This is a genomic window from Paractinoplanes maris, from assembly GCF_023544465.1.
Taxonomy (GTDB): domain Bacteria; phylum Actinomycetota; class Actinomycetes; order Mycobacteriales; family Micromonosporaceae; genus Actinoplanes; species Actinoplanes maris.
Genome location: NZ_JALPVL010000001.1, coordinates 881,080 through 902,667 on the forward strand (window position 1 = coordinate 881,080; position 21,588 = coordinate 902,667).

A 21,588-nucleotide genomic window follows, 5' to 3' on the forward strand; every position below is an offset into this window, starting at 1 on the left:
CGTCGACAGATCTGAGCAGGAGAGCCGCATGAAGATGCCGAATTCCGTCAGCGGCGCCGACCGGGCGCCGGTGACCGACATCGGACGTCGCCCCGGCGCCAAGAAAGGCGAGGGCGGGGAGGAGTTCGGCTCCGCGCTCTCGGCCGAGCTCGACCGGGACGGCCAGGCCAAGACCGACGACCGGCGTACGGCGGACCGCGCGTCCGACCAGCGGGCCGGCGACCGGGCAGCCGGCGACCGGGCCGCGGATCGCCGGGCCGACGCCGAACGGGCCGCGGCCGGGCGCAGCGCCCTCCAGCGCGAGGCGGCCGACCGCGCGGCCGACGCGGCGAACCGGGCCGGCGCCGAGCGAGCCGCGGCCGGGCGCAGCGCCCTCCAGCGCGAGGCGGCCGACCGCGCGGCGGGAGCGGCGAACCGGGCCGATCAGCGCCGGGCCGACACGGACCGCAGCGACCGGGCTGACCGAGGGGACAACCGCCGCACCGAGACGCGAGACACCACGGGTCGAGCTGATCGGACCGACAACCGCCGCGCCGACGCCCAGGAGACCGTGGGCCGGGCCGGCCGCGAGGACACCACGCCGGGCACCGAGGCACCGGCTACCGACCGGCCGGCCGAGACCGGCGCCATCGACTCCCAGGAACCCGACGACGGCACCGGGACGGCGAGCGCCGCAGCCGCGATGGCCGGAGCCGTCGCACCGATGACCGTGCAGCCCACTCCGGTCGAGGGTGGCGCCGCGCCCCGCGACCCGGCGACCGGCGCCGTCCCGCCTGCCGCCGTTCCACCCGTCCCCGCGACCGGTGGAACGGCCACTCCCGATGCTCAGCTGGTTCAACCCGGCGCCGCCGCGCCGCCCACGGCCGGCCCCGGCACCGCTCTCCCACCGGCCCTGGCCGCTCAGCTCGCGCAGAGCGGGGTGGCCGCCGGACCAGGCACCACCGCGCCCGCCGGTCCGGCCACCGGCACCGCCGCCACCGGCACCGCCGCTACCAGCACCGCCCCTACCGGCACCGCTCCCACCGGCACCGCGACCCCGGCTGGTCCGGCCGCGGCGGCCGACGCCGCGGCCACGCTGACCGCCCCGGCCACCACCGCCGTCCCGGTGGCCGGTCCGCGGCCGGCCGCTCTGACTCCGCCGGCCGACACCGCGACGGCCACCCCGCCCACCCCGCCCACCGGCGGCGACCCCGCTCCGGCCGATGCCGCCGCCGCGGGCGCCACACCGCCGCCGGCCGCCGCACCCGCCGGCCAAGCCGCGCCCGACGCCAGCGCCGGCACCGTCACCGCCAATCCGGTCAACCCGGCCGCGGCCCCCGGGGTGGCCCCGGACGGCGCCGCGACTTCGGCGCTGGGCCAGGCCGGCCTGGCCGGCGTGACCGGACCGCAGGCGCCCGCACCGGCGGCTCCGGCCGCGGGTGCCCCGGCGGCTCCGGCCCAGCCGTTCGCGCCGCCCGCCGAACAGCTGGCGATGCGGATCGTGCCGCTCAAGCTCGACGCCGACGGCATCCACCGGCTGACCGTGCACCTGCACCCGGTCGACCTCGGCCCCGTGCAGGTGGTGGCCGAGATCCGCAACGGCGACATCAACGTCCAGCTGACCGGCAGCACCGACGCCGGCCACGACGCCCTGCGCAACGCCCTCGACGACCTGCGCCGCCAGCTCGACGAGGCCGGTTTCGGCAACACGTCGCTCGACCTGCGCCAGGGCAACGCGCAGCAGGACCAGGCACGTCAGCAGTTCGGAGCCGCGGGCTTCCCCGGCGGTCGCCGGGACGCCGGCGGAGCCACCGCGCCGGCCGAGACGACCGCACCGACGATCCGCCCGGCCGCACCGGGCTCCAGCCGCCTGGACATTCACGCGTAGTGCGGTGTCCACGAACGTTGGCCGGGTGGGGCCCGGTGGCGTTGCGGATCCTCGGTCACCGTGATGAGCGAGCGACTCCCCACCGGTGGTGGGGCGGGCCTCCGCCGGCCAATTGAACCCCACTGCCGCTCGTGGTGGTGAGCGGCGGGGGTCACGCCGTGCCGGTCCCCGCCCGGGGAGGTGGGTGCCGGCTCGACGGTGCGTGACCACCCCGCTGTTACGTGGTGAACGCCGCGGCGACATCACGATGCCCGGCGAACTGGCCTGCGAACAGGTCATGGTCCGGCCGCGGGGTTTGGTGATCCGTTGCCGGCAGTGCGGGCAGGTCGAGGAGGTGCCGCGTTCGTCGACCAGGTGCACCCGGATCCCGGCCAGGGCGGCTTTGTCCTGCAGGATGCGCAGGGTGCGGCCGATCTGCCATTGCCTTAGCCGCAGGTTGTGCCGCCGCCCGGCATTCTTGTCGAGGACACTGCGGGGATCGCCGACGGTCAACGTGCCGATCCGCTTGTCCACGGCCCAGCCGATGAGCTCCTTGGTGGCTTCGTACAGGGCTTGCCGGATCCGGCGGCGGTGGCGGGGTCTCGATCAGCTGGGCCCGGCGGCGGATTTTACACCAGCGCCGGGATCCGCGTTGCCCGGTGGCCGGGGCGTGGCCGGCGCAGCAACCCGAAACAGCGCTGCCGCTGAGCCCGGGTCAGGCGCAGCCCGATCCAGGCAGTGCGCCACCGGACCCGTTAATGGCCACCGCACCAGCCGGAACGCCAGGAGGGGTGATCGCTTTCGCGATCACCCCTCCTGGTCCGCCTTCCGTCAGGCCGGCTTTTCCGCGTCCAGGGCGGTCGGTGTCACCGGGGTGCCTTCCGGCTTCCCCTCCGGCCGGCCGTAACCCGCAGTGACGAACCGCAACCCGGCCAGCAGCAGGGCAGCGATGGGCACCGCGATCACGAACCGGATCAGTACCTCGGTGATGTCGACCTCGTCGAGGACGTAACGATAGAGCGCGGGCGCGCTCATCAGGAGCGCGAACAGCAGGACCGACGGACGGATCACTGTCGTGCCGACCGGGTGACCCGCCGCGGGGCCGCGGCGACCGGCATGACGTCGGAGGCGATCCGCGCGCAGAGCATGGCGGCCCAGGCGTGCGGAGTGGCCGGCTTGCCGTCCAGTGAATAGATCGGCAGGTCGAGCCCGAGCACCGACGCCGGGTCGGCGGTGAGCTCGACGCCGTGCACCACGAGCGACTCGACGTCACCGAGCGACCGCAGGTGGCGGGCCGTGTCGGCGGTCTTGCGGGTGGCGTCGACCACCGCCCAGACCGCGGTCGCCCCGATCGCGTCGCACATCTCGTTGATCCAGATCGGGTCGGTGCCGCCCACCGGGGCCTCCAGCACCACGACCCACGGTTCCTCGGCGCTGTGCAGCTTCTCGGCCCGCTGTTCGGCCGCCTCCGGCGTGGAGATCAGGCGGGACGAGTGCAGCCCGGTGCCGGCCGTCGACGTGGCCGCGAGCAGCAGGTGGTTCTCGGGCACGCCGATCTCCTCGAGGAGCTGGCGGCCGATCGTCACCCCGAGGTTGAGGTCACCGGCCAGCACCAGGATCTCGCCCGGGCCGTCCGGGATGCCCGCCGCGGCCGGGCGGGCGGCCAGCACGCTCAGCACACCGGCGTACGTGTCGCTGCCGGTGATCTGGCGGGCCATCGGCTCGGGCATGCCGACCGACATCAGGTTGCGCACGACCGGCTCGTTGTCGGCCTCGACCGGTGCCGGCTGGGTGGCCGGGGCCGGGGCGGCCGAGACCGGCGCGGCCGTCCGGAACCCGTACGTCTCGGCGGCCGGCATGGCCGGCTCGGCGATCGGTTCGGGCGCGACCGCCGGCGGCACCGGGTCCACCTCGACCGCGCTGGCCGCCAGCCCGCCGATCCGCTCGGCCAGGCTGGGCGCCGGCGAGACCGGCGCGGCCATCGGCGGCGTCGCGGGCGCGACCATCGGCGGAGCGGGCGTGATGGTCGGCATCGGCGTGACGGCCGGCGGCGCGGCCATGACGGTCGGCGGCGCGGGCGTGACCAGCGGCGTCGCGGGCGGCGGCGCCATGACCGGTGCGGCCGCGACGACCGGCGGCGGAGCGGGCGACTGCGGCGCCACCGGCGGTGGCGGAGCAGGCATCCGCGGAGCCGCGTTGACCGGCGACTCGCTCGCGGCGGCCGGGCGGAACGGCCGTACGGTCGGGGTGTCCTCCCGCGGCGCGGGCTTGGGACGGGTGGCGAACCGGTCGGCGGTGTTACCTCCGTCCAGGCCGGCCATCAGCTCGGCGAAGGCGGCCCCGGTGTCGCCGAGCGCCGCACTGCGCCCCTCGTCGGCTCCGAAGCTGTGGTCGGGAACCGCCTGCGACGGTGTCTCGGCCGGCCGCGAGATGCCGAACGAGGCCGGTGTCACCGACCGCGGCGAGGACGAGCCGGTGCGGGCCACGCCCCGGCGCGGCTCCTCCAGCCGGTCCTGCGACTCGGCCCGTTCCAGGAGCCGTTCCAGACTGTGCTGACCGTTGTCGGCCGTCTTCGTGCGCTGTGCCATCTCATTCCTGTCCTCGTTCGGGTCCGGCACTTCGACCGACAGCTCGTAATGCTGTTTTGCGAAGAAGCCACCGACACCGCCACTGCGGACCTTGTCGGCAGAGATGATCCGGACACGGGAGCCGTACTCATCGCGTACCTGAGCCAGCAGCGGCTCGATGGCAGGTCCCTCAAGCAGCACCCGCGTAGGCACCGTTCACCACCCCTATCGTCTCGATCTGTGCAGTGGAACCAGAGATTTCGCCGTACGACAGCACCTGGACCCGGCGCGAACCAGCGCGCAGAAGTCGCATCAGGGGCAGTCGCAGCTGTGGCGAGCAGGCCAGCACAGGTGCCAGGCCTTGCTGTTCCGCGGTCTCGGTGAGCCGGGCCGCCTCGCTGACGATCGACTCGGCACGCATGCCGTCGATCGCCATGAAGGCCCCCGTCTCGCTGGGCCGCAGAGATTCGAGCAGTTGCTGCTCGAGCATGGGGTCGAGCGTGATCACCGTGAGCCGGCCGGCGGTCGTGTACTGGGCCGCGATGGCGGGGCCCAGAGCCGCGCGGGCCGACTCGACCAGGCTGTCCTGGTCGACGGAGACCTTCGCTCGCAGGGAGAGCGCTTCGAAGATGCGCACCAGGTCCCGCACCGGCACGCCCTCGTCGAGCAGCGCCTGCAGCACCTTCTGGATCTGGCCGAGGCTGAGCACCGCGGGGGTGAGCTCCTCGACGACGACCGGGTGGGTCCGCTTCACCATCTCGGTCAGCGCGCGAACGTCCTCGCGGCCGAGCAGGCGGCTGGCGTTGGTGCGCACCACCTCGGCCAGGTGCGTGATGATCACGCTGGCCCGGTCGACCACCGTCGCCCCGGACAGCTCGGCCTGGTAGTGCAGCTCGGCCGGCACCCACTTGCCGGGCAGGCCGAACACCGGCTCGACCCCCGCCTTGCCGGGCAGTCCCTGCAGTCCGTCGCCGATCGCCAGCACCGTGCCGGGCGGCGCCTCACCGGTTCCGGCGTCCACCCCCGAGATCCGGATCGCGTACGACGAGAGGGGCAGATCCAGATCGTCCCGGGTGCGCACCGGCGGCATGATCACGCCGAGCTCCATGGCCATCTTGCGGCGCAGGGCCCGGACCCGGTCGAGCAGGTCGCCACTGCTGGCGTCGACCAGGTCGACCAGGTCAGGCGAGAGCGCGAGCTCCAGCGGGTCGACCCGCATCTCGCCCAGCAGCTGCTCGGGCGAGTCGGCCGGCGGCAGGTCGACCGCCTCCGCCGCCGCCACGGCCGCCGCCACCTGGTCCTCGGGCTCGGGCTCCTTGATCCGCTGGGCTGCCACCAGGACGGCCACGCCGACGATCAGGAACGGCACCTTGGGCAGGCCGGGGATGATGCAGAGGGCGAGCGCCGCTCCGCCGGCGATGCGCAGGGCGAGCTTGTTCTGGCTGAGCTGAGCGGTGACCGTCGTGCCCATGTCGCCCGAGGTGGCCGAGCGGGTCACGATCAGACCGGTGGCGACCGAGAGGAGCAGGGCCGGGATCTGCGAGACCAGGCCGTCGCCGATGCTCAGCAGGCTGTAGTGGTTCATCGCGTCGCCGGCGGCCATGCCCTGCTGGGCCACGCCGATCGCGAACCCGCCGACCAGGTTGATCAGCGTGATGATGACGGCCGCGATGGCGTCGCCCTTGACGAACTTGGAGCCACCGTCCATGGCGCCGTAGAACTCGGCCTCCGCGCCGACCTCGGCCCGGCGCTTCTTGGCCTCGTCCTCGTCGATCAGGCCGGCGTTCAGGTCGGCGTCGATCGCCATCTGCTTGCCGGGCATCGCGTCGAGGGTGAATCGGGCACCGACCTCGGCCACCCGCTCGGCACCCTTGGTAACCACGATCATCTGCACGATGACCAGGATCAGGAAGATGACCAGACCGATGACCAGGTTGCCACCGACGACGAAGCTGCCGAAGGCGTGAATGACCTTGCCGGCGTCGCCGTCGCGCAGCACCAGCCGGGTCGCGCTGATGTTGAGCGCCAGGCGGAAGAGCGTGGCGACCAGCAGCAGCGCCGGGAACACCGCGAAGTCGAGGGGTTTCTGGACGAACATGCTGGTCAGCAAGATCAGCAGAGCCGCGGTGATGTTGACCGCGATCAGCAAGTCCAGCAGGAAGGTCGGCATGGGCACGACCATCATGAGGATGATGCCGATGACCCCGACGGGTACGGCAAGCCGGCTGATGTTGCGTTTCTTCACGGCACCTTCCAGGAGTGGATGTTGGAGCCATCCCTGCGCGGTCGTCGCCGTCCTGGCGTCTCTCTGTTCGGCGATCCGTCGCCTTCACTGAGCGGGGTGCGCTGACCCACAAGGGGATCCTCCCTCGTACGAGGGACCTATGTGAGGAAATCTCCCAAGTTTTCAGTTATGCGGCTTCTGAGGCGGAGTTGGGGTTGCGGTGCAGGCCTGCCGCGGATCCACGTGCCTTCAGGCTCATGACGAACGCCAGCACCTTGGCCACCGTCCCGAAGAACTCGGCGGGGATCTCCTGCCCCACTTCGACGGCCTTGTACAACGTGCGGGCCAGCGGCTTGTCCTCGACCATCGGCACCCGGTGCTCGGCCGCCAGTTCGCGGATCTTGGTGGCCAGCGGGCCCTGCCCCTTGGCGACCACCCGGGGCGCACCCTTCTGCGGTTCGTAGCGCAGGGCCACCGCCACGTGGGTCGGGTTGACCATCACCACGTCCGCGGTCGGCACGTCGGCCATCTGCCGGTTGCGCGACATCGCCATCTGCCGGGCCCGGATCTGCGCCTTGATCAGCGGGTCGCCCTCGGAGTTCTTGTACTCCTGCTTGACCTCTTCCTTGGTCATCCGCAGCTGCTTGTTGGTGCGGCGGCGGACCACGAAGTAGTCGGCCGCGGCCATCGCGATGCCGGCGACCGAGGCGGCCCGGATCAGGTTGAGGGTCGCGTCGACGACCGTGCCGAGCAGCGCCGCCAGCGGCAGCTGCCCGGCGCTCATCAGGGCCGGGAAGACGCTCTTGGTCGTGGTGTAGAGCACGCCCGCCAGCACACTGGTCTTGACCAGCGCCTTGGTGCCCTCCCAGAGGGCCTGCGGGCCGAGCATCCGCTTGAGGCCGGGCCACGGGTTGAGCCGGCTGAACTTCGGGATGAACAGCTTGGTGGCGACCCGGATGCCACCCTGGGACCCGGCCGCCGCGATGCCGACGACCATCATCGTCAGCGCCAGCGGCAGGACCGCCCACATCGTGCCCATGATGGCCTGCTTGAGCAGCGCCATGGCCTGGGCCGGTTGAGGGTCGGCGATCACGTCGGGCAGCTGGGCCATCAGCTTCTCGGCGTGCTCCATCGCGGACTCCAGGGTGCGCGGCAGCATCACGCTCGCGGCCAGCATGCCGAACCAGGCACCGATGTCCTGCGTACGGCCGATCTGCCCTTCGCGTTTGGCCTTCTTGAGTTTCTGGGGTGTCGGTTGTTCGGTCTTCTCGCCGGACATGTCACCCCCTACCCGCCGCTGAGCTGGATCACGGCGTTGACCGCGCGCTCGACGATCGAGTCGAGGACGCCGGGCAGGGCCGTGATCGCGATGCCGGAGATGAGCAGGACCATGAAGATCTTGGCCGGGAAGCCGAGCTGGAACGCGTTGAGCGCCGGCGCGACCCGGTTGAGCAGACCGAACGCCACGTCGGTCAGGAACAGTACGGCGATCAGCGGGCCGGCGATCTGCACGCCGGCCACGAACATCTCGCCGATCCCCTTGAGCAGCAGCTCGCTGAACGTGCTGGGCGAGAAGGTCCAGTTGAGGGGCACGGTCTTGAACGACTGCAGGAAGCCGCGCAACACCAGCTGATGGCCGTCGGTGGCGAAGAGCAGGGTGACCGCCACCAGGTTGTAGAACCGGCCGAAGATCGAGCTCTGGTTCTGCGACAACGGGTCGTACCCCATGGCCAGGGTGAAACCGCCGAAGAGGTCGATGAGGTCACCCGCCGCCTGCAGCGCGGCGAAGAGCATGGCGGTGATGAAGCCCAGTCCCGCGCCGACGAAGACCTGGATGGCGACGCTGACGATGATGTCGGAGGTCTGCAGCGACGGGAGGGCACCGCGCAGCTGCGGCGCGACCGGCAGAGTCAGGCCGATCGACATCAGCGCCTTGACCGGGCCGGGGATGAGCCGCGAGTTGAACGGCGGGCAGACCATCATCCAGGCCCCGGTCCGGGCCGCGCCGAGCAGCAGCGCGAGCATCTCGGCGATCGGGACGTTCAGGTTCATCTATACGACGCCACCAGCGCCGTGAGGATCAGCCCCCACCCGTTGACCAGCACGAACAACAGAAGCTTGAAGGGTAGAGCAACTGTCACCGGAGGCAGCATCATCATGCCCAGCGACATCAGCGACGCCGAGACCACCATGTCGATCAGCAGGAACGGGATGAAGATGACGAACCCGATGATCATCGCCGCGCGCAGCTCGGACAGCACGAAGGCCGGGATCAGGGTGGTCAGCTCGACGTCGTCGCGGTTCTGGGGACGGTCGTCACCGGCGAGCCGGAGCATCAGCGCCACCTCGTCGTCACGGGTGGTCTTCCACATGAAGTCGCGCAGCGGCTTGACGCCGTCGTCGAACGCCTGCGACTGGGTCTTGTCGCCCTTGAGGTAGGGCTGCACGCCCTGCTCGTTCATGGCCGAGACGGTCGGTCCCATGATGAACAGGCTGATGAACAGGGCCAAGCCGGCCAGCACCTGGTTGGGCGGCATCGCGGTCAGGCCGAGCGCGTTCCGGGTGATGCCGAGGACCATGAAGATCTTGGTGAAGCACGAGCAGAGCAGCAGGATCGCCGGCGCGACCGAGAGCACGGTCAGGCCGAGCATGATGATCAGCGACGTGGCCGGACGGCTGCCGTCCGGGTTGGTGCCGTTGACGTTGATATTGATGTTGGGCCGGGTCGGCCGCCCGGGCGGGGTCGGCGGGGCCGGGGCCCGGTCGGGCAGCGCGACGACGTGGGTGACGGGCGCGCGCCCGGTCGGCGCGGGTGCTCGTCCCAGCTCGGCCGCAGCCGGCGCGGGTGCGCGTCCCGGCTCGGCCGCGGCCGGTCCGGGCAGCAGCACGAGCGCGAGACCGAGGCCCGCGAACAACAGCATCAGCGCGCGTCTGATCATCGGTGGCTGGTCCGATCGCGGAGGAACTCCATGGCCGAGCGCCACGTCCGCGGCGAGAGGAGCGAGCCCTCCAGCCGGCTGTGCCGCGGCGTCGCCGGATGCCGTCCGGGCAGGTCACCCGGGCCGTTCGCGAGTTCCGCGGCCAGCTCGGCGTCCACCGCGAGGTGGTCACGATGCTCGGCCGGGTGGTGCTCGAACAGCTCGATCTCGGCCTCACCGAGCATGCTGACCTGCTGGTCGGTGACGCCCAGGATCATCGCCCGGTCGGCCACCTTGACCACGGCCACCGCGGCCCCGCGGGACAGCTGCTGGCGGGTGAGCACGACCAGATCGCCGTGTCCGCGCCCGAGCAGCGGTCGGCGCACGAGCCTCGCCAGGCCCCACATCATGCCGAGGATGACGAAGAGCGAGAAGCCCACGCGCAGGACGAGCTCGAACAAGGCCGTTACTCCCGTTCGGTGCCGGGAGAGACGATCTCGGTGACCCGGATGCCGAAGTTCTCGTCGACCACGACGACCTCGCCCCGGGCGATCAGGCGGCCGTTGACCAGCAGGTCGGCCGGGCTGCCGGCGGCCCGGTCGAGCTCGACGATCGCCCCCGGGGTGAGCGACAGCAGCTCGCGCACGCTCATCCGGGTGCGGCCCAGTTCGGCCGAGACCTCCATCTCGACGTCCTGCAGCATGTCCAGGCCGCCGCGCAGCTGCACCGCCGGTGCCGCCTCCCGCCGGGCCACGCCACCCCCGCCCGCGTCACCGCCGGGCCACGGGTTCAGCGCCAGCGCCAGCACGGCCCGGATCTGATCGCCCTCGACCAGCGGGACGGCGATCGCGTCGTCCTTGGCCGCCAGCGCGCTCAACGCCACCTGCGGCTCCATCACGACGCCGGGGTCGAGCACCACCGGCCCGAACACGCGGGCCGCGGCCTCGAGCGCCGGCCGCACCGCCGCGGTCAGGTCGAGCTCGCCGAGCGGGCTCTCCTTGAGCGCGTCGGCCAGGTCCTGGCCGACCACCACGACCACCTCGCCGGCGGCCGCGCCACTGAATCGGGCGGTGACCGCCTGACCCTCGGTCAGGGCGTCCGAGGTCGCCGCGATCGGTTCGGCGGCGACCAGGGGACGACTGGTGGGCAGGACGCCCAGGGCGGCCTCGGCCGCCGAACGGGCGAGCGCCAGCTGGGGCGCGGTGATGGTGGGCGCGGTCATGGGCGACCAGACTCCTTGGGCGAGGACTCCTTGGGGGCGGGCACGACGAGGCAGGCGAGCCGGGACCCCTGATTACCGGGAACTGCATGAGCGAAAACGGTCTCGTTGACAGTCACCTCGAGGGGCCGGCTGGTCGGGTGACCCAACGGGACGACGTCACCGGGCCTCAGGTCCACGATGTCATCGGTCCGCATGCGAATGGGCTGGAATCGGACCGCGACGTCGAGCGGGGCCGAGGAAAGTCCGGCGGTGAGGTTGCGCAGCGCGGTGTCCTTGACGGCCCGCTCGGCCGCGCTCAGCACGACCGTCTCGGTGCGCGAGAGCACGGGGAGGATCGTGTTGAAAGGGAGGCAGATGCTGTGCGTGGTCTCCTCGGCGCCGATCTTGACGTCGAACGACGCGATCACGCAGGCGTCACCGGGCTGATGCGCGCGCAGGAACTGCGCGTTGTACTCGATGTCCTTGAGCTTCGGCTGCATGTCGACCAGCGTCTCGAAGCCGTACCGGAGCTCGCCCAGCATCCGCTCGAGCAGGCCGCGCAGCAGAGGCATCTCGACCTCGGTCAGCGGCCGCTCCGGCTGGGGCCCGCCGGGACCGCCCAGCATGTGATCAATCGCGGTCATCGCGGCGGAGGTGGAGATCTCCACCAGAGCCGAGCCGGGAAGCGGGTCGAGCACCACCACGGCGAGGACCGTCGGGTTGTTCAGGGCGGCGACGTACTCGTCGTAGTTGAGCTGCTCGATCGAGGCCAGCGTGACGTTGCTGACCGCTCGCAGCCGGGTCGTGAGCAGGGTGCCGCAGCTGCGCGCGTACGTCTCGAACGCGATCTGCAAGGTGCGGACGTGCTCCCGGGAGAGCTTGATGGGCTTCCGGAAGTCGTACGGCGCCGGCCCCCCGCCATGGCCGCGGCGCGAGATCCGGCCTGAGGTACGTGCGGCGTTGGTCACGTTGTCCCCATCGGCTCGTTTCCGGAACGGCTGAGCGGGAGGGGCGCTTTTACCTGATTACGACCAGAAGGGCGGGTTCACCGGAGTGAACCCGCCCTGAGTGGCTAATCTGAGCTATTCGGTTACTGGGTGACGAAGGACGTGTAGTAGATGCCCATCACCATCTTCTTGTCCTCCTCGGTGTAGGCCTTCACGATCTTCGCGGTCAGCTCCGACTTGAGCTCCTCGCGGCCCTTCTCGGTGGAGAGCTCGGCCAGGGTCTTGCCGGTGTACTCGTCGATCGCCAGCTCGCGGGCCTCGCTGGTGTCCACGTCCTCGGCGGCGTCCGCGGTCTGCTGGAGCGAGAAGTTGAGCTTCAGGTAGTGGCCGTCGGCCAGGTTGATCGTCATCGCGTCGTCCAGGGCCACCACGGTGCCCTTGACCGGCGCCGCCTCGGCGGTGTCGCCCTTCATCATGAAGAACGCGCCGGCGCCACCGCCACCCAGCAGCACGACTGCGGCGATAACGATGATCATCAGCATCTTCTTGGACTTCTTCGGGGCGTCGGCCGCGGTGGTGGTCGTCTCGTCCTTGCTCATCGAAAGCTCCTCTCAGTCGTGCGTCGGGGTGTTGGTGTTCGGCTCGGTGCCGGACTCATCAGTGTTATCGGTAGTGCTTCCGGCCGGTTGAGCCGACTTGGCTGCAGCTGAGGTTTGACCCGGGTGCAGTTTGTTGTCGGAGCCGGCGGCCGCCGGCAGCAGCGCCGCCTGGTCGGCCGTGAGGGTCGTCAGGACGACGATGTCCACCCGGCGGTTCATGGTGATCGAGCGTGGGTCGGACGGGTCGATCAGCGGCTTGGTGTCGGAGTAGCCGACCGCGCTCATCCGGTTCTTGGCAAGGCCGTGACCCACCAGGTAGCGCACCGTGGTGGAGGCACGGGCCGCGCTGAGCTCCCAGCCGCTGGGGTAGAAGGTGGTCTTGGCCTTGAGCTGGTTGGTGTTGCCGTCGACCTCGATGTTGTTGGGCAGCTTGACCAGGGTCGGGGCGATGGCGTCGAGGATCTTGCGGCCACCGGCCTGCAGCTCGGCCCGGTTGCCGGCGAACACCACCTCGTTGGTCAGCACGGTGACCACCAGGCCGCGGCGGTCGATCGTGAACTGGACCTGGTTGAGCAGCTTCTTGGCGGCCAGCGCGTCGGAGATCTTGTTCTCGAGCTTCTTGAGGCTCTCGGCCTCCTTGGCCGCGGCCTCGGCGTTCTGCGAAGCCTTCTTGCGGTCCTCGGCGGCCATCGCGGCCTTGAGCGCTTCCTGCTGCTGCGCGGTCAGACTGGACGAGCCGGCCTTGCCGTCGCCGGGGTTGGCCCCCGGGTCGATCTGCACGATCTCGGCGCTGTTGCCGGAGCCGTCCATCGGGCCGGTCTGACCCTGGAAGGCGACGCTCTGGGCGCCGAATCCGGAGGACAGACCGGAAGCGAGCTGGGCGAACTTCTTCATGTTGACGTCACTCATCGAGTACAGGACCACGAAGAGAACGAACAGCAGGGTGAGCATGTCGGCGTACGACACGAGCCAGCGCTCGTGATTGACGTGCTCCTCGTGCTCCTCATGGCGCTGCTTGCGCTTGCCGCCGCCGGAACTCATGCTTTACGCCGCCTTCTTGGTGGTCGCGGCCGCCTCGGCCTTCTTGGCCTCGTCCGGAGGCAGCAGACTGCGCAGCTTCTGGGCCACCAGACGCGGGTTGGAGCCGGCCTGGATCGCCAGGACACCGTCGACGACCAGCTCCATCTCCTCCGCCTCGACACCGCTGAGGCGGGCCAGGCGAGCGGCGACCGGCAGCCAGATCACGTTGGCGCTGAGCACACCCCAGAGGGTGGCAACGAATGCCGCGGCGATGGAGTGACCGAGGGTGTCGGGCTTGTCGAGGTTCTCGAGCACGTGCACGAGACCCATGACAGTGCCGATGATGCCGATCGTCGGGGCGTAGCCGCCCATGTTCTCGAACAGCTTGGAGCTGGCCTTGTCGGCCTTCTTCTTGGCCGCGATCTCGGCGTGCAGGATGTCGTGCAGCTCGTCCGGGTCGGTCCCGTCGATCGCCAGCTGCAGACCGCGCTTGAGGAACGGGTGCTCGACCGTCTTGACCGCGTCCTCGAGGGCCAGCAGACCCTCGCGGCGGGCCCGCTCGGCCAGCTTGACGATCTCCTCGACCAGCTTCGTCGGCGGCACGACCTTGGCCAGGAAGGCCTTCTGGAGCATCTTGCCGGCGCCGGTCGCGTCCTTCAGCACGCCGCCGGCCATACCGGCCGCGAACGCGCCGCCGAACACCAGCAGCATCGAGGGGATCAGGATGATGGAGGCCGGCGAGCCGCCCTCGAGGATCTGAACAGTGAAGATGATGATGAGGCCGGCGACCACACCGACGATGGTGGAGATGTCCATCAGCGACCATTCCGGTGCAGCGGGAGCACCTTAGCGTCGGCGTCGTCATCGGACGACGGGGCGGAGGAGTGGGTGGTGGGGGGCTCGGTCTCGAGGCGACTGGCCTGCGCGATCAGTGCGGCGCGGTACTGCCGCACGGAGTCGATGAACTCGGGCACGGACTCGGCGATGACGTACTTCGTGCCGTCGACCAGCGTGATGACCGTGTCCGGCGTGCAGTCCGCGCGCTCGACCAGGTCCGGGTTCAGGGCGAACACGGCACCGTTGATGCGGGTTACGAGGATCACTTACATCCGTCCTTGGTGGTGTAGGTCCTGGGCTGGCAGGCCGTCCGTGGCCCTTCGATATATGTTTCGGCCTGATCCCGGTTGCCGATGAGATCCAACCGGTGGCTGTACGGGTGCAGACGACCGGTTGAAAGACAGACGGCCGGGACGGGCGTGAAACGCCTGTCCCAGCCGCCGATCGATCTCGCGTTACGTCTAGCGCTTCATGCTGACGAGCTCCTGCAGCATCTCGTCCGAGGTGGTGATGATGCGGGAGTTCGCCTGGAAGCCACGCTGGGCCACGACCAGGTTGGTGAACTCCTGGGCCAGGTCGACGTTCGACATCTCCAGCGCGCCGCTGATCACCTGGCCGAGACCGGCGCTGGTGGGCTGGCCGACCTGGGCCAGGCCGGAGTTGACGGTGGCCCGCCACTGCGAGTCTCCGGTCTTCTCCAGGCCGTTGACGTTCTTGAAGGTGGCCAGGGCGACCTGGCCGAGCACCTTCTTCTGGCCGTTGCTGAAGGCACCGATGATCTGGCCGGTGTCCGACACCGTGTACGACAGCGAGGCCAGCGTGCCGGCCGCGTTGCCGTTCGAGTCCGAGACCCGGGCCTCGGTGAGGCCGTGGTACATCGTCAGGTCCCCGGCGTCGAAGGTGAACGTGTCACTCAGGTTGGGGTCGATCGCAGCGGCCCCGGTGAACGACAACGTCGCCTTCGTCGCCGGCGGCGTGGCCACCGGCTTACCGTCCTTGAATTGGAGCGTCGCGGTGACCGGCGTAGCGGGTCCGGCATCACCCGACTTCGTCAGAGTCACGGTCCAGTCCTGTTCCGAGGCGGTCGGATCGGTGGTGCTCCGGGTGAACTTCGCCGAGAGGCTGATCGGATTGCCGGTCTTGTCGAAAGCCTTGAACGGGATCTCGATGGCCGGGATGGTGGTCGGGTCGGTGACGTCCTCGGGCATGTCGTTGGTCAGGTTTCCCTTGATCTCGACCGTGCTCGTCGCCACCGGCGAGATGCTCTTGCCCAGCGGCATCTTGATGTCGCCCGGCTTGGCCGCCGGGTTCACCACGCCGCTCTCGTCGGCGGTCCAGCCCTGCACCGGCTCGCCGGTCGCCGTCGCGAGCGTGCCGTTGGCGTCGAAGAAGAACGATCCGGCGCGGCTGTAGAGCTCCTCGTTGCCCCGGCGGGTCATGAAGAAGCCGTCGCCCTGGATCATCATGTCGCCGGCCTTGCCGGTGGTCTGCGCCGAGCCCTGGCTGAAGTTCGAGGTGATGCCGGCGTTGCGCACACCAAGGCCGACCTGGCCCGGGTTCGTGCCGGCGCCGCCGTTCTGCGGAGCACCGGCGGCGGCGGTCATCTGGCTGAGGGTGTCCTGGAACTGGACCGAGCTCGCCTTGAAGCCGACGGTGTTGACGTTGGCGATGTTGTTACCGGTCACGTCCATCATCTGCTGATGCGCGTGCAGGCCACTGATGCCGGAATAGAGAGAACGCAGCATGAATGGATCCTTTGCGGTTGAGGACTACAGCGGGTGAGGGTTACGGCTTGGGTGTCGCGTCGGTCGCGTCCGGCTTGATCTCCTGGACTTCCGTGACCTTGGACAGCGGCACTTCCGTGTTCCCGATCCGAAGCATCGGTTCGCTGTCGCCGTTGAGCTTGGCCGCCGAGATGACCCCGGTGCTGCGGGCACCGGCCGGGTCCATGAACTCCACGGTCTTGCCGACCAGCGAGCTGGCAGTGATCAGCTGCTGGCCCTTGAGCATGTCGGCGATGCCTTCCAGCTTTTCGACCTGGGTGAACTGGGCGGTCTGGGCCAGGAACTGGGTCGAGTCGGCCGGCTTGCTGGGGTCCTGGTATTTCAGCTGGGCCACCAGAAGCTTGAGGAACGTGTCCCGATCGCCCAGGGACTTGCTCTTCTCCTTCTCGGTCCCGGTGGCACCGGTGCCGGCGGCTGCGGCCGCGGCACCGGGAAAACCGGAGATCGGCGAGGTCATGGCGTGCTCCCGTCCGTTGGCAAGGCTCGTAGTCCGCTTCGACCGGTTCGGCGATTTGCTTAGAACCAAAAAAGAACGGGCCTGCCACCAAGGGCAGACCCGTTCCTGGCGACAGCAGTCGTCACGGTGCGAGAGACAGGCTGAACTTCCCCTTGCCGTACCGGTTGACCTCGACCAGCAGGTCGACCCGGCGGCCGAGCGCCATCAGGTGGGCCCGCGCGTCGCCCGGCAGCGGATCGCCGGGGTAGACCACCTGGTGGAGCTTGATGTGCGGGCTGCCCTCGCGGTTGAGCAGGCTGGTCAGCACGTTGCAGAGCTCGCCGACGTTCTCGGCGAGGTTCGGGAACAGTTGCTTCTCGTCGATGCTGTCCTCGGCGGCACCGGCCGGCAACAGACCGAGCGCGGCGCCGGCATTGGCCGCCAGTTTGAGGTCCATGCCGAGGACGGCGAAGACCTTCTGAGCGGAGTCGGTGAAAATCGCGACCGTCGAGGTGGGGATCTCATCTGCGCTGATGGGCTCACCGGGGTTGACGGTCACCTCCCGGCCGAGCAGATCCTCGAAGAGGTTGCGAACGGCCAGGGTGCCAGGAAGAACCGAGACGTCGGACATGTCGTAATCATCCCAGAATAGGAGCGAAGACCTCATCGAATCGTTCAGCCGAGAACGGCTTCACGATGAAAAAGAGAGCACCGGCCGACTCGGCCTGTTCCTTCATCTCGGGGGTGCTCTCGGACGTCACGAAACCGAACTTGACGTCGTTGCCGGCCGCGCGCAGGTGCCGCAGGGCCTCGATGCCCGTCATCTCGGGCATGTTCCAGTCGGACAGCACAAGATCCGGGCTCTCCGACTGGGTCATCTCCACGGCCTCGCGCCCGTTGGCCGCCTCGATCAGGTCGTGGTCGCCGAACCCGGCCTGACGCAGGGTACGGATCACGATCTGCCGCATCACCCGGCTGTCGTCCGCAATGAGAATCTTCATTCCGCGCCCTCCTTGTTGTCTCCGCGGCTCTGCCACATGGAAATCGACACCGGCTCGCCGTCCCACATCCCGTAGACCCCACTGATCCGCTGGGTGTTGGGGTAGCGGGCGGTGGCTTCGGGGGCGAGCACCACCTGCGGCAGCGACAGAAGCGCGCCGGGTGGAAGCATCGCCTTGACGTTCCCGCCGATGATGTTGGCGAGTTCGCCCAGTACGTCGGACAGGTCCTCCTCGCTCACCTCGTCCGGCTCCATGGCCAGAAAGGCGCCGGCGGCCCGGCGGGCGGCCGGGGTCGAGGACGCGTAGACGACGTATCCGGTCCAGGAACCGGTGATGGAGACCGACGAGTGCACCTCGGACGCCTGGTTCTCGTCGTAGGTCGGGATCAGCGGGCTCACGCCCTCCGGATCCAGATACGACTCCCACACCTGTTCCACCATCTCGGCGAGGTCGTTCTCGTTGACCTCGACTTCGACGCTCATGAGTTCGCTCCGGTCGGGACAAGGCCCAGCAGGGCCAGCTTCTCGATCATGGCTCCTTCGGTGAAGGGCTTGATCACGTATTCGTGCGCGCCCGCGGCCAGCGCCCGGACGATCTGACTCTGTTCGCTCTCGGTGGTGACCATGACGAGCGTCATCTCACGCAGGCGCGGGTCGGCCCGGACGTGCGTGACGAACTCGAGCCCGTTCATGTTGGGCATGTTCCAGTCGATGAGGGCCAGCTCCGGCACCTCGGCCATCGAGGTCACCAGGTCGAGCGCCTCCTTGCCGTCGCCCGCCTCCACGGCCTCGAAGTTGAGCTTGGTGACGATGCGTTTGAGGATCATGCGCATCGCGCGGGAATCGTCGATCACCATGGCGCGCATCGGCGTCATCCCCTTCTCAGGGCGCCGGTGGGCGCCCCGGTACGGACTCGATAGGCGGAGGTGCGGCCGGCGGCCACCCGCTCGTAGTTGTCATCGATCCCGATCGTGGTCTCGGCCGCACCCAGGAAGAGCCAGCCGTCCGGGCGCAGCAGCTTCGCCACGTTCTGCAGGACGGTCCGCTTGGTGGCGACATCGAAATAGATCAGGACGTTGCGCAGGAAGATCACGTCGAACGGCTGCATGGCCGGCAGCGGCGCGGTCAGGTTCATCAACCGGAACGAGACGTTGCGGCGCAGGGCCTGGGTGATCCGCCAGTGTGCGCCGGCCCGCTCGAAATACTGCACGAGCTGGGCCGCGGGCAGGCCCCGGTTGACCTCGACCTGGCTGTACTCGCCGGTCTCGGCCCGCTTGACCATCTCGGTCGAGATGTCGGTGCCCATGATGTCGTAGGTCCAGCCCGGCGGCAGCTTCTCCTGCAAGGTGATGGCCAGGCTGTAGGCCTCCTGACCGCTGGAGCTGGCGGCCGACCAGATCCGTACCTTGCGGGTTGCCGACCGCGACTTGACGAGCTCGGGCAGGACGACGTCGTTGAGCGCCAGGAAGGGCTCCCGGTCACGGAACCACGACGTCTCGTTGGTGGTCAGCGCGTCGATGATCCGCCGCTGCTTGGCCGGGTCGGGCCGGCGCTGCAGGTCGGCCAGGAACTCGCTGACCCCGGCTGCCCCGACCGCGCGGGCGACCGGGATGAGCCGCGCCTCGACCAGGTATTCCTTGCCGGGGGCGAGCACGATCGAGGCCTCACGCCGGACGAGCTGCGAGACGAAGACGAACTCCGACTGCGAGAGCGTCATCGGGCCACCGCCGCCGACCGTCCGGACTTGACCCGATTGACCAGGTGCGCGGCGATCCGGTCGAGCGGCAGGACCTCGTCCGCCAGGCCCGCGCCGACCACGGCACCCGGCATGCCCCACACCACTGAGGTGGCCTCGTCCTGTGCCAGCACCTCGGCTCCCGCGTCTCTCAGCACCTTCGCACCACCCCGTCCGTCGTGTCCCATTCCGGTCAGCACGGCGGCATAGGCCGACCCGCCGTACAGCGCTGCCACGGACCGGAACATCACGTCCACGGCCGGCCGGCAGGAGTTCTCCGGGGGCGCACCGCTGAGCTGGGTCAGGGTGCTGGTGCCCCGGCGGTGCAGGACCAGGTGCGAGTCGCCGGGCGCGACGTAGGCCCAGCCGGGTGTCAATTCCATCCCGTCGCCCGCCTCGACCACCCGCAGCGGCGTGCTGCGGTCGAGCCGTTCGGCGAACATCTTGGTGAAGACGGGTGGCATGTGCTGGGTGATGACGATGGGCACCGGGAGGTCGGCCGGGATGCCCTGCAGCACCTTGGTGAGCGCGTCGGGGCCGCCGGTCGAGGAGCCGATGGCCAGGATGTCGATGCGGCCACCGGGAGCGGCGCGGCGAGCGACCGGACGGCCGCCGGCGGACCCGGGCGGGGCGGTGGGCGGCCGGCCCGGTCCGGTGGGCGGAATGCCGGCGCGCGGCGGCGCGGAGCCCGGCCGGGTGGCCGGACGGGCCGGTGCCGCCGGTCCGGCCGGGGCGGCACCCGGCCGGCGCCGGCCGGCGAGCGCATGGATCTTGGGGACGAGCTCGTCGCGGACCGCACGGATCGACTCCTCGACGGAGCCGACGTTGCTCGGCTTCGTCACGTAGTCGGTGGCACCGGCCGCGAGCGCCTCCAATGTGGCCGTGGCCCCCGAGGCGGACAGCGTGCTGAACATGATCACGGGGATCTGCTTGTGCCGCTTGCGCAGCTCGCGGACCGCGGTGATGCCATCCATCTGCGGCATCTCGATGTCCATCGTGATCACATCTGGCTTGAGCTGATCGATCTTGGCCTGAGCCAGCAGGCCGTTGGAGGCCGTACCGACGACCTCGATGTTCTCGGCGCCTCCGAGGGCGTCGACGATCAAGCGACGGACGACCACCGAGTCGTCGACAACGAGGACCGATATCACTCGGTCACCTCCTTCACCCGAGCCACGCGGGACCGAGGGCCGCGACCACCGGGGCGAGCAGCCGATGGGCGGTCGAGGTGTCCAGCAGGTCGCGAACGACCAATGCCTGCACCGCGCCGCTGAGCATGTTCCAGACACCGCCGGCCCGATCGGCCAGCGGAATGGCGGCCGTGTCGACCGCCTGTACCAACAGCATCTGCGCCGCCGCGGCCGTGCGGACGCGATCGGACAAATAGGCCGCCCAGGACGCCGAATGCACGGCCGGCGACCAGCCACCGGCGTTGCGGCGGGAGTCCTCGGCGGCCGAGACGAGCCGGTTCAAATCGGTCGTCCGCAGCGAGCGCAGCCGATCGAAGAGGGCGGAGACCGTGTAGTGGTGCGGGCCGAGGTCGATCGGCGCGCCGGTGGGCAGCTTGCGCATGGCCGCGACCCAGCCCGCGCCGAGCCCGCGCCGGGTGTCGGCGTCGAGCACCTCCCGCAGGTAGCTCGCCACCGCGGCGTCGCAGAGCAGCGCCGTCGCCGCGGCCGCGACCTCGGACTGCTGTGCGTCCCGGCCGGTGCCGGTCCAGGTCCAGGCCATCACGTCGTAGCGGAGACAGGTGAGCAGCGAGTCGACCGTGCCGATCGGGGCCCGCTCGACGAGAGCCAGGCTGCCCGCGGGGTCGTCCTTGTTCATCGCCTTGAGCGACGGCATCCGGCGGGCGGCACTCTCGACCTCGACCCAGAGCGGTCCGCGGACCCCCTCGTCGGGCAGCCGGCCGGCCAGCACCGGCAGGTCGGCGGCCTGCAGCCGGAGCCCGCGCAGCAGCACCTCGGCCGTGGCCGACCCGCCGGTCAGGCGGGTCAGGTCGAAGCCGAGCACCGGGGCGCTGACGAGGCTGTACATCAGGTGGTGGCGCGGGACGTGTCGACGGCCTGGTGGACGTCGAGAGCCAGCATCAGCCGCCCGTCGAGCTTGAACGTCCCCACGACCAGCTCCCGGGTCGGTCCGCTGAGCGTGTCCGGCGGCGGCTCGAAGGTGTCGTCGTCGAGGTCGACCACCTCGCCGATCCGGTCCACGACCAGGCTCACCGGCTCGCCGTCCCCCCGCAGGATCACGTTCATCACCGGTCCCTCGAGCGCTTTGCGGGCCAGTCCGAGCTGGACCCGCAGGTCGACCGCCGCGATCACCTGACCGCGCAGGTTGAAGAGGCCGCCGATGGCCTGCGGGGCCAGCGGCACGGGCGTGTACTCGTTGTACGAGAGCACTTCCTGCACCGTGTGCACCTCGACCCCGAAGAGCTGGCCGGCCACCTCGAACGTGGCGAACTGTCGGCTCGCCAT

At 70.0% G+C, this 21,588-nt stretch carries 24 protein-coding genes and 1 pseudogene; 1 reads left to right on the forward strand and 24 read right to left on the reverse strand.

Annotation, left to right across the window (positions count from 1 at the left end):
• The first annotated feature begins 28 nt into the window (after positions 1–28).
• Positions 29–1,867: a flagellar hook-length control protein FliK gene (locus NAG42_RS43915; RefSeq protein ID WP_284044706.1), complete on the forward strand. Its 1,839-nt coding sequence runs from the start codon at positions 29–31 to the stop codon at positions 1,865–1,867.
• Positions 1,868–2,143: 276 nt separating this feature from the next.
• On the opposite strand, the pseudogene NAG42_RS45275 reads toward NAG42_RS43915, so the two are convergent.
• The 24 genes and pseudogenes from NAG42_RS45275 to NAG42_RS04385 all read right to left on the reverse strand — a co-directional run.
• Positions 2,144–2,380: pseudogene (locus tag NAG42_RS45275) on the reverse strand (zinc ribbon domain-containing protein); the annotation flags it as partial.
• Positions 2,381–2,677: 297 nt separating this feature from the next.
• A complete protein-coding gene (locus NAG42_RS04275) occupies positions 2,678–2,917 on the reverse strand; it encodes a hypothetical protein (RefSeq protein WP_250028072.1) in 240 nt (79 codons plus the stop codon).
• Positions 2,914–4,434 carry a hypothetical protein gene (locus NAG42_RS04280; protein ID WP_250028073.1) on the reverse strand — a complete coding sequence of 507 codons (1,521 nt, stop codon included), beginning with the start codon at positions 4,432–4,434 and terminating at the stop codon, positions 2,914–2,916. The genes NAG42_RS04275 and NAG42_RS04280 overlap by 4 nt, the downstream gene beginning before the upstream one ends.
• Positions 4,435–4,603: 169 nt before the next feature.
• A complete protein-coding gene (gene flhA / locus NAG42_RS04285; RefSeq protein ID WP_250028075.1) occupies positions 4,604–6,658 on the reverse strand; it encodes a flagellar biosynthesis protein FlhA in 2,055 nt (684 codons plus the stop codon).
• 166 nt (positions 6,659–6,824) lie between these two features.
• Positions 6,825–7,916, reverse strand: a complete 1,092-nt coding sequence (locus tag NAG42_RS04290) for an EscU/YscU/HrcU family type III secretion system export apparatus switch protein (RefSeq protein ID WP_250028076.1) — start codon at positions 7,914–7,916, stop codon at positions 6,825–6,827.
• A gap of 8 nt (positions 7,917–7,924) precedes the next feature.
• Positions 7,925–8,689: a flagellar biosynthetic protein FliR gene (gene fliR, locus NAG42_RS04295; protein WP_250028079.1), complete on the reverse strand. Its 765-nt coding sequence runs from the start codon at positions 8,687–8,689 to the stop codon at positions 7,925–7,927.
• Entirely contained in the window at positions 8,686–9,576 is an 891-nt protein-coding gene (fliP, locus tag NAG42_RS04300; protein WP_250028080.1) for a flagellar type III secretion system pore protein FliP, read from the reverse strand. The genes fliR and fliP overlap by 4 nt, the downstream gene beginning before the upstream one ends.
• A complete protein-coding gene (locus tag NAG42_RS04305; protein ID WP_250028083.1) occupies positions 9,573–10,016 on the reverse strand; it encodes a flagellar biosynthetic protein FliO in 444 nt (147 codons plus the stop codon). The genes fliP and NAG42_RS04305 overlap by 4 nt, the downstream gene beginning before the upstream one ends.
• 5 nt (positions 10,017–10,021) lie before the next feature.
• Complete coding sequence (fliN, locus tag NAG42_RS04310) at positions 10,022–10,777, reverse strand: flagellar motor switch protein FliN (protein ID WP_250028085.1); 756 nt, start codon at positions 10,775–10,777, stop codon at positions 10,022–10,024.
• Positions 10,774–11,724 (reverse strand): flagellar motor switch protein FliM, encoded by a 951-nt coding sequence (locus NAG42_RS44800; RefSeq protein WP_250028087.1) that lies wholly within the window; start codon positions 11,722–11,724, stop codon positions 10,774–10,776. Before NAG42_RS44800 ends, fliN begins: the two co-directional genes overlap by 4 nt.
• Positions 11,725–11,846: 122 nt before the next feature.
• Entirely contained in the window at positions 11,847–12,302 is a 456-nt protein-coding gene (locus NAG42_RS04320) for a flagellar basal body-associated FliL family protein (RefSeq protein ID WP_250028089.1), read from the reverse strand.
• A 12-nt stretch (positions 12,303–12,314) separates the two neighbouring features.
• Entirely contained in the window at positions 12,315–13,343 is a 1,029-nt protein-coding gene (locus NAG42_RS04325) for a flagellar motor protein MotB (RefSeq protein WP_250028091.1), read from the reverse strand.
• Positions 13,344–13,346: 3 nt separating this feature from the next.
• Entirely contained in the window at positions 13,347–14,138 is a 792-nt protein-coding gene (locus NAG42_RS04330) for a flagellar motor protein (protein ID WP_250028094.1), read from the reverse strand.
• Positions 14,138–14,425 (reverse strand): flagellar FlbD family protein, encoded by a 288-nt coding sequence (locus NAG42_RS04335; RefSeq protein WP_250028096.1) that lies wholly within the window; start codon positions 14,423–14,425, stop codon positions 14,138–14,140. The genes NAG42_RS04330 and NAG42_RS04335 overlap by 1 nt, the downstream gene beginning before the upstream one ends.
• Positions 14,426–14,620: 195 nt before the next feature.
• Positions 14,621–15,904, reverse strand: coding sequence for a flagellar hook protein FlgE (locus NAG42_RS04340; protein ID WP_250028098.1), 1,284 nt, complete (start codon positions 15,902–15,904; stop codon positions 14,621–14,623).
• Between the two features lie 40 nt (positions 15,905–15,944).
• Positions 15,945–16,400 carry a flagellar hook assembly protein FlgD gene (locus NAG42_RS04345; protein ID WP_250028100.1) on the reverse strand — a complete coding sequence of 152 codons (456 nt, stop codon included), beginning with the start codon at positions 16,398–16,400 and terminating at the stop codon, positions 15,945–15,947.
• A 121-nt stretch (positions 16,401–16,521) separates the two neighbouring features.
• Positions 16,522–17,010, reverse strand: a complete 489-nt coding sequence (locus NAG42_RS04350) for a hypothetical protein (protein WP_250028102.1) — start codon at positions 17,008–17,010, stop codon at positions 16,522–16,524.
• Between the two features lie 7 nt (positions 17,011–17,017).
• On the reverse strand, positions 17,018–17,380 hold the full coding sequence (locus NAG42_RS04355; RefSeq protein WP_250028105.1) for a response regulator: 363 nt from the start codon (positions 17,378–17,380) through the stop codon (positions 17,018–17,020).
• Positions 17,377–17,862 (reverse strand): chemotaxis protein CheX, encoded by a 486-nt coding sequence (locus NAG42_RS04360; RefSeq protein ID WP_250028107.1) that lies wholly within the window; start codon positions 17,860–17,862, stop codon positions 17,377–17,379. The genes NAG42_RS04355 and NAG42_RS04360 overlap by 4 nt, the downstream gene beginning before the upstream one ends.
• Positions 17,859–18,245, reverse strand: coding sequence for a response regulator (locus NAG42_RS04365; protein ID WP_250028109.1), 387 nt, complete (start codon positions 18,243–18,245; stop codon positions 17,859–17,861). The genes NAG42_RS04360 and NAG42_RS04365 overlap by 4 nt, the downstream gene beginning before the upstream one ends.
• 5 nt (positions 18,246–18,250) lie before the next feature.
• Positions 18,251–19,096, reverse strand: a complete 846-nt coding sequence (locus tag NAG42_RS04370) for a CheR family methyltransferase (protein ID WP_250028110.1) — start codon at positions 19,094–19,096, stop codon at positions 18,251–18,253.
• Positions 19,093–20,265: a protein-glutamate methylesterase/protein-glutamine glutaminase gene (locus NAG42_RS04375; protein WP_250028113.1), complete on the reverse strand. Its 1,173-nt coding sequence runs from the start codon at positions 20,263–20,265 to the stop codon at positions 19,093–19,095. The genes NAG42_RS04370 and NAG42_RS04375 overlap by 4 nt, the downstream gene beginning before the upstream one ends.
• 13 nt (positions 20,266–20,278) lie before the next feature.
• Positions 20,279–21,151 (reverse strand): hypothetical protein, encoded by an 873-nt coding sequence (locus NAG42_RS04380; protein ID WP_250028116.1) that lies wholly within the window; start codon positions 21,149–21,151, stop codon positions 20,279–20,281.
• Positions 21,151–21,588, reverse strand: coding sequence for a chemotaxis protein CheW (locus tag NAG42_RS04385; protein WP_250028118.1), 438 nt, complete (start codon positions 21,586–21,588; stop codon positions 21,151–21,153). The genes NAG42_RS04380 and NAG42_RS04385 overlap by 1 nt, the downstream gene beginning before the upstream one ends.

What these genes read in the sequence shown, in the direction of transcription:
- NAG42_RS43915 (WP_284044706.1), top strand. Translation starts at nt 29, where the DNA reads ATGAAGATGCCGAATTCCGTCAGCGGCGCCGACCGGGCGCCGGTGACC.
- NAG42_RS04280 (WP_250028073.1), bottom strand. Translation starts at nt 4,434, where the DNA reads ATGGCACAGCGCACGAAGACGGCCGACAACGGTCAGCACAGTCTGGAA.
- NAG42_RS04290 (WP_250028076.1), bottom strand. Translation starts at nt 7,916, where the DNA reads ATGTCCGGCGAGAAGACCGAACAACCGACACCCCAGAAACTCAAGAAG.
- fliR (WP_250028079.1), bottom strand. Translation starts at nt 8,689, where the DNA reads ATGAACCTGAACGTCCCGATCGCCGAGATGCTCGCGCTGCTGCTCGGC.
- fliP (WP_250028080.1), bottom strand. Translation starts at nt 9,576, where the DNA reads ATGATCAGACGCGCGCTGATGCTGTTGTTCGCGGGCCTCGGTCTCGCG.
- fliN (WP_250028085.1), bottom strand. Translation starts at nt 10,777, where the DNA reads ATGACCGCGCCCACCATCACCGCGCCCCAGCTGGCGCTCGCCCGTTCG.
- NAG42_RS04320 (WP_250028089.1), bottom strand. Translation starts at nt 12,302, where the DNA reads ATGAGCAAGGACGAGACGACCACCACCGCGGCCGACGCCCCGAAGAAG.
- NAG42_RS04325 (WP_250028091.1), bottom strand. Translation starts at nt 13,343, where the DNA reads ATGAGTTCCGGCGGCGGCAAGCGCAAGCAGCGCCATGAGGAGCACGAG.
- NAG42_RS04330 (WP_250028094.1), bottom strand. Translation starts at nt 14,138, where the DNA reads ATGGACATCTCCACCATCGTCGGTGTGGTCGCCGGCCTCATCATCATC.
- NAG42_RS04340 (WP_250028098.1), bottom strand. Translation starts at nt 15,904, where the DNA reads ATGCTGCGTTCTCTCTATTCCGGCATCAGTGGCCTGCACGCGCATCAG.
- NAG42_RS04345 (WP_250028100.1), bottom strand. Translation starts at nt 16,400, where the DNA reads ATGACCTCGCCGATCTCCGGTTTTCCCGGTGCCGCGGCCGCAGCCGCC.
- NAG42_RS04350 (WP_250028102.1), bottom strand. Translation starts at nt 17,010, where the DNA reads ATGTCCGACGTCTCGGTTCTTCCTGGCACCCTGGCCGTTCGCAACCTC.
- NAG42_RS04355 (WP_250028105.1), bottom strand. Translation starts at nt 17,380, where the DNA reads ATGAAGATTCTCATTGCGGACGACAGCCGGGTGATGCGGCAGATCGTG.
- NAG42_RS04360 (WP_250028107.1), bottom strand. Translation starts at nt 17,862, where the DNA reads ATGAGCGTCGAAGTCGAGGTCAACGAGAACGACCTCGCCGAGATGGTG.
- NAG42_RS04365 (WP_250028109.1), bottom strand. Translation starts at nt 18,245, where the DNA reads ATGCGCGCCATGGTGATCGACGATTCCCGCGCGATGCGCATGATCCTC.
- NAG42_RS04370 (WP_250028110.1), bottom strand. Translation starts at nt 19,096, where the DNA reads ATGACGCTCTCGCAGTCGGAGTTCGTCTTCGTCTCGCAGCTCGTCCGG.
- NAG42_RS04380 (WP_250028116.1), bottom strand. Translation starts at nt 21,151, where the DNA reads ATGTACAGCCTCGTCAGCGCCCCGGTGCTCGGCTTCGACCTGACCCGC.
- NAG42_RS04385 (WP_250028118.1), bottom strand. Translation starts at nt 21,588, where the DNA reads ATGGCGAGCCGACAGTTCGCCACGTTCGAGGTGGCCGGCCAGCTCTTC.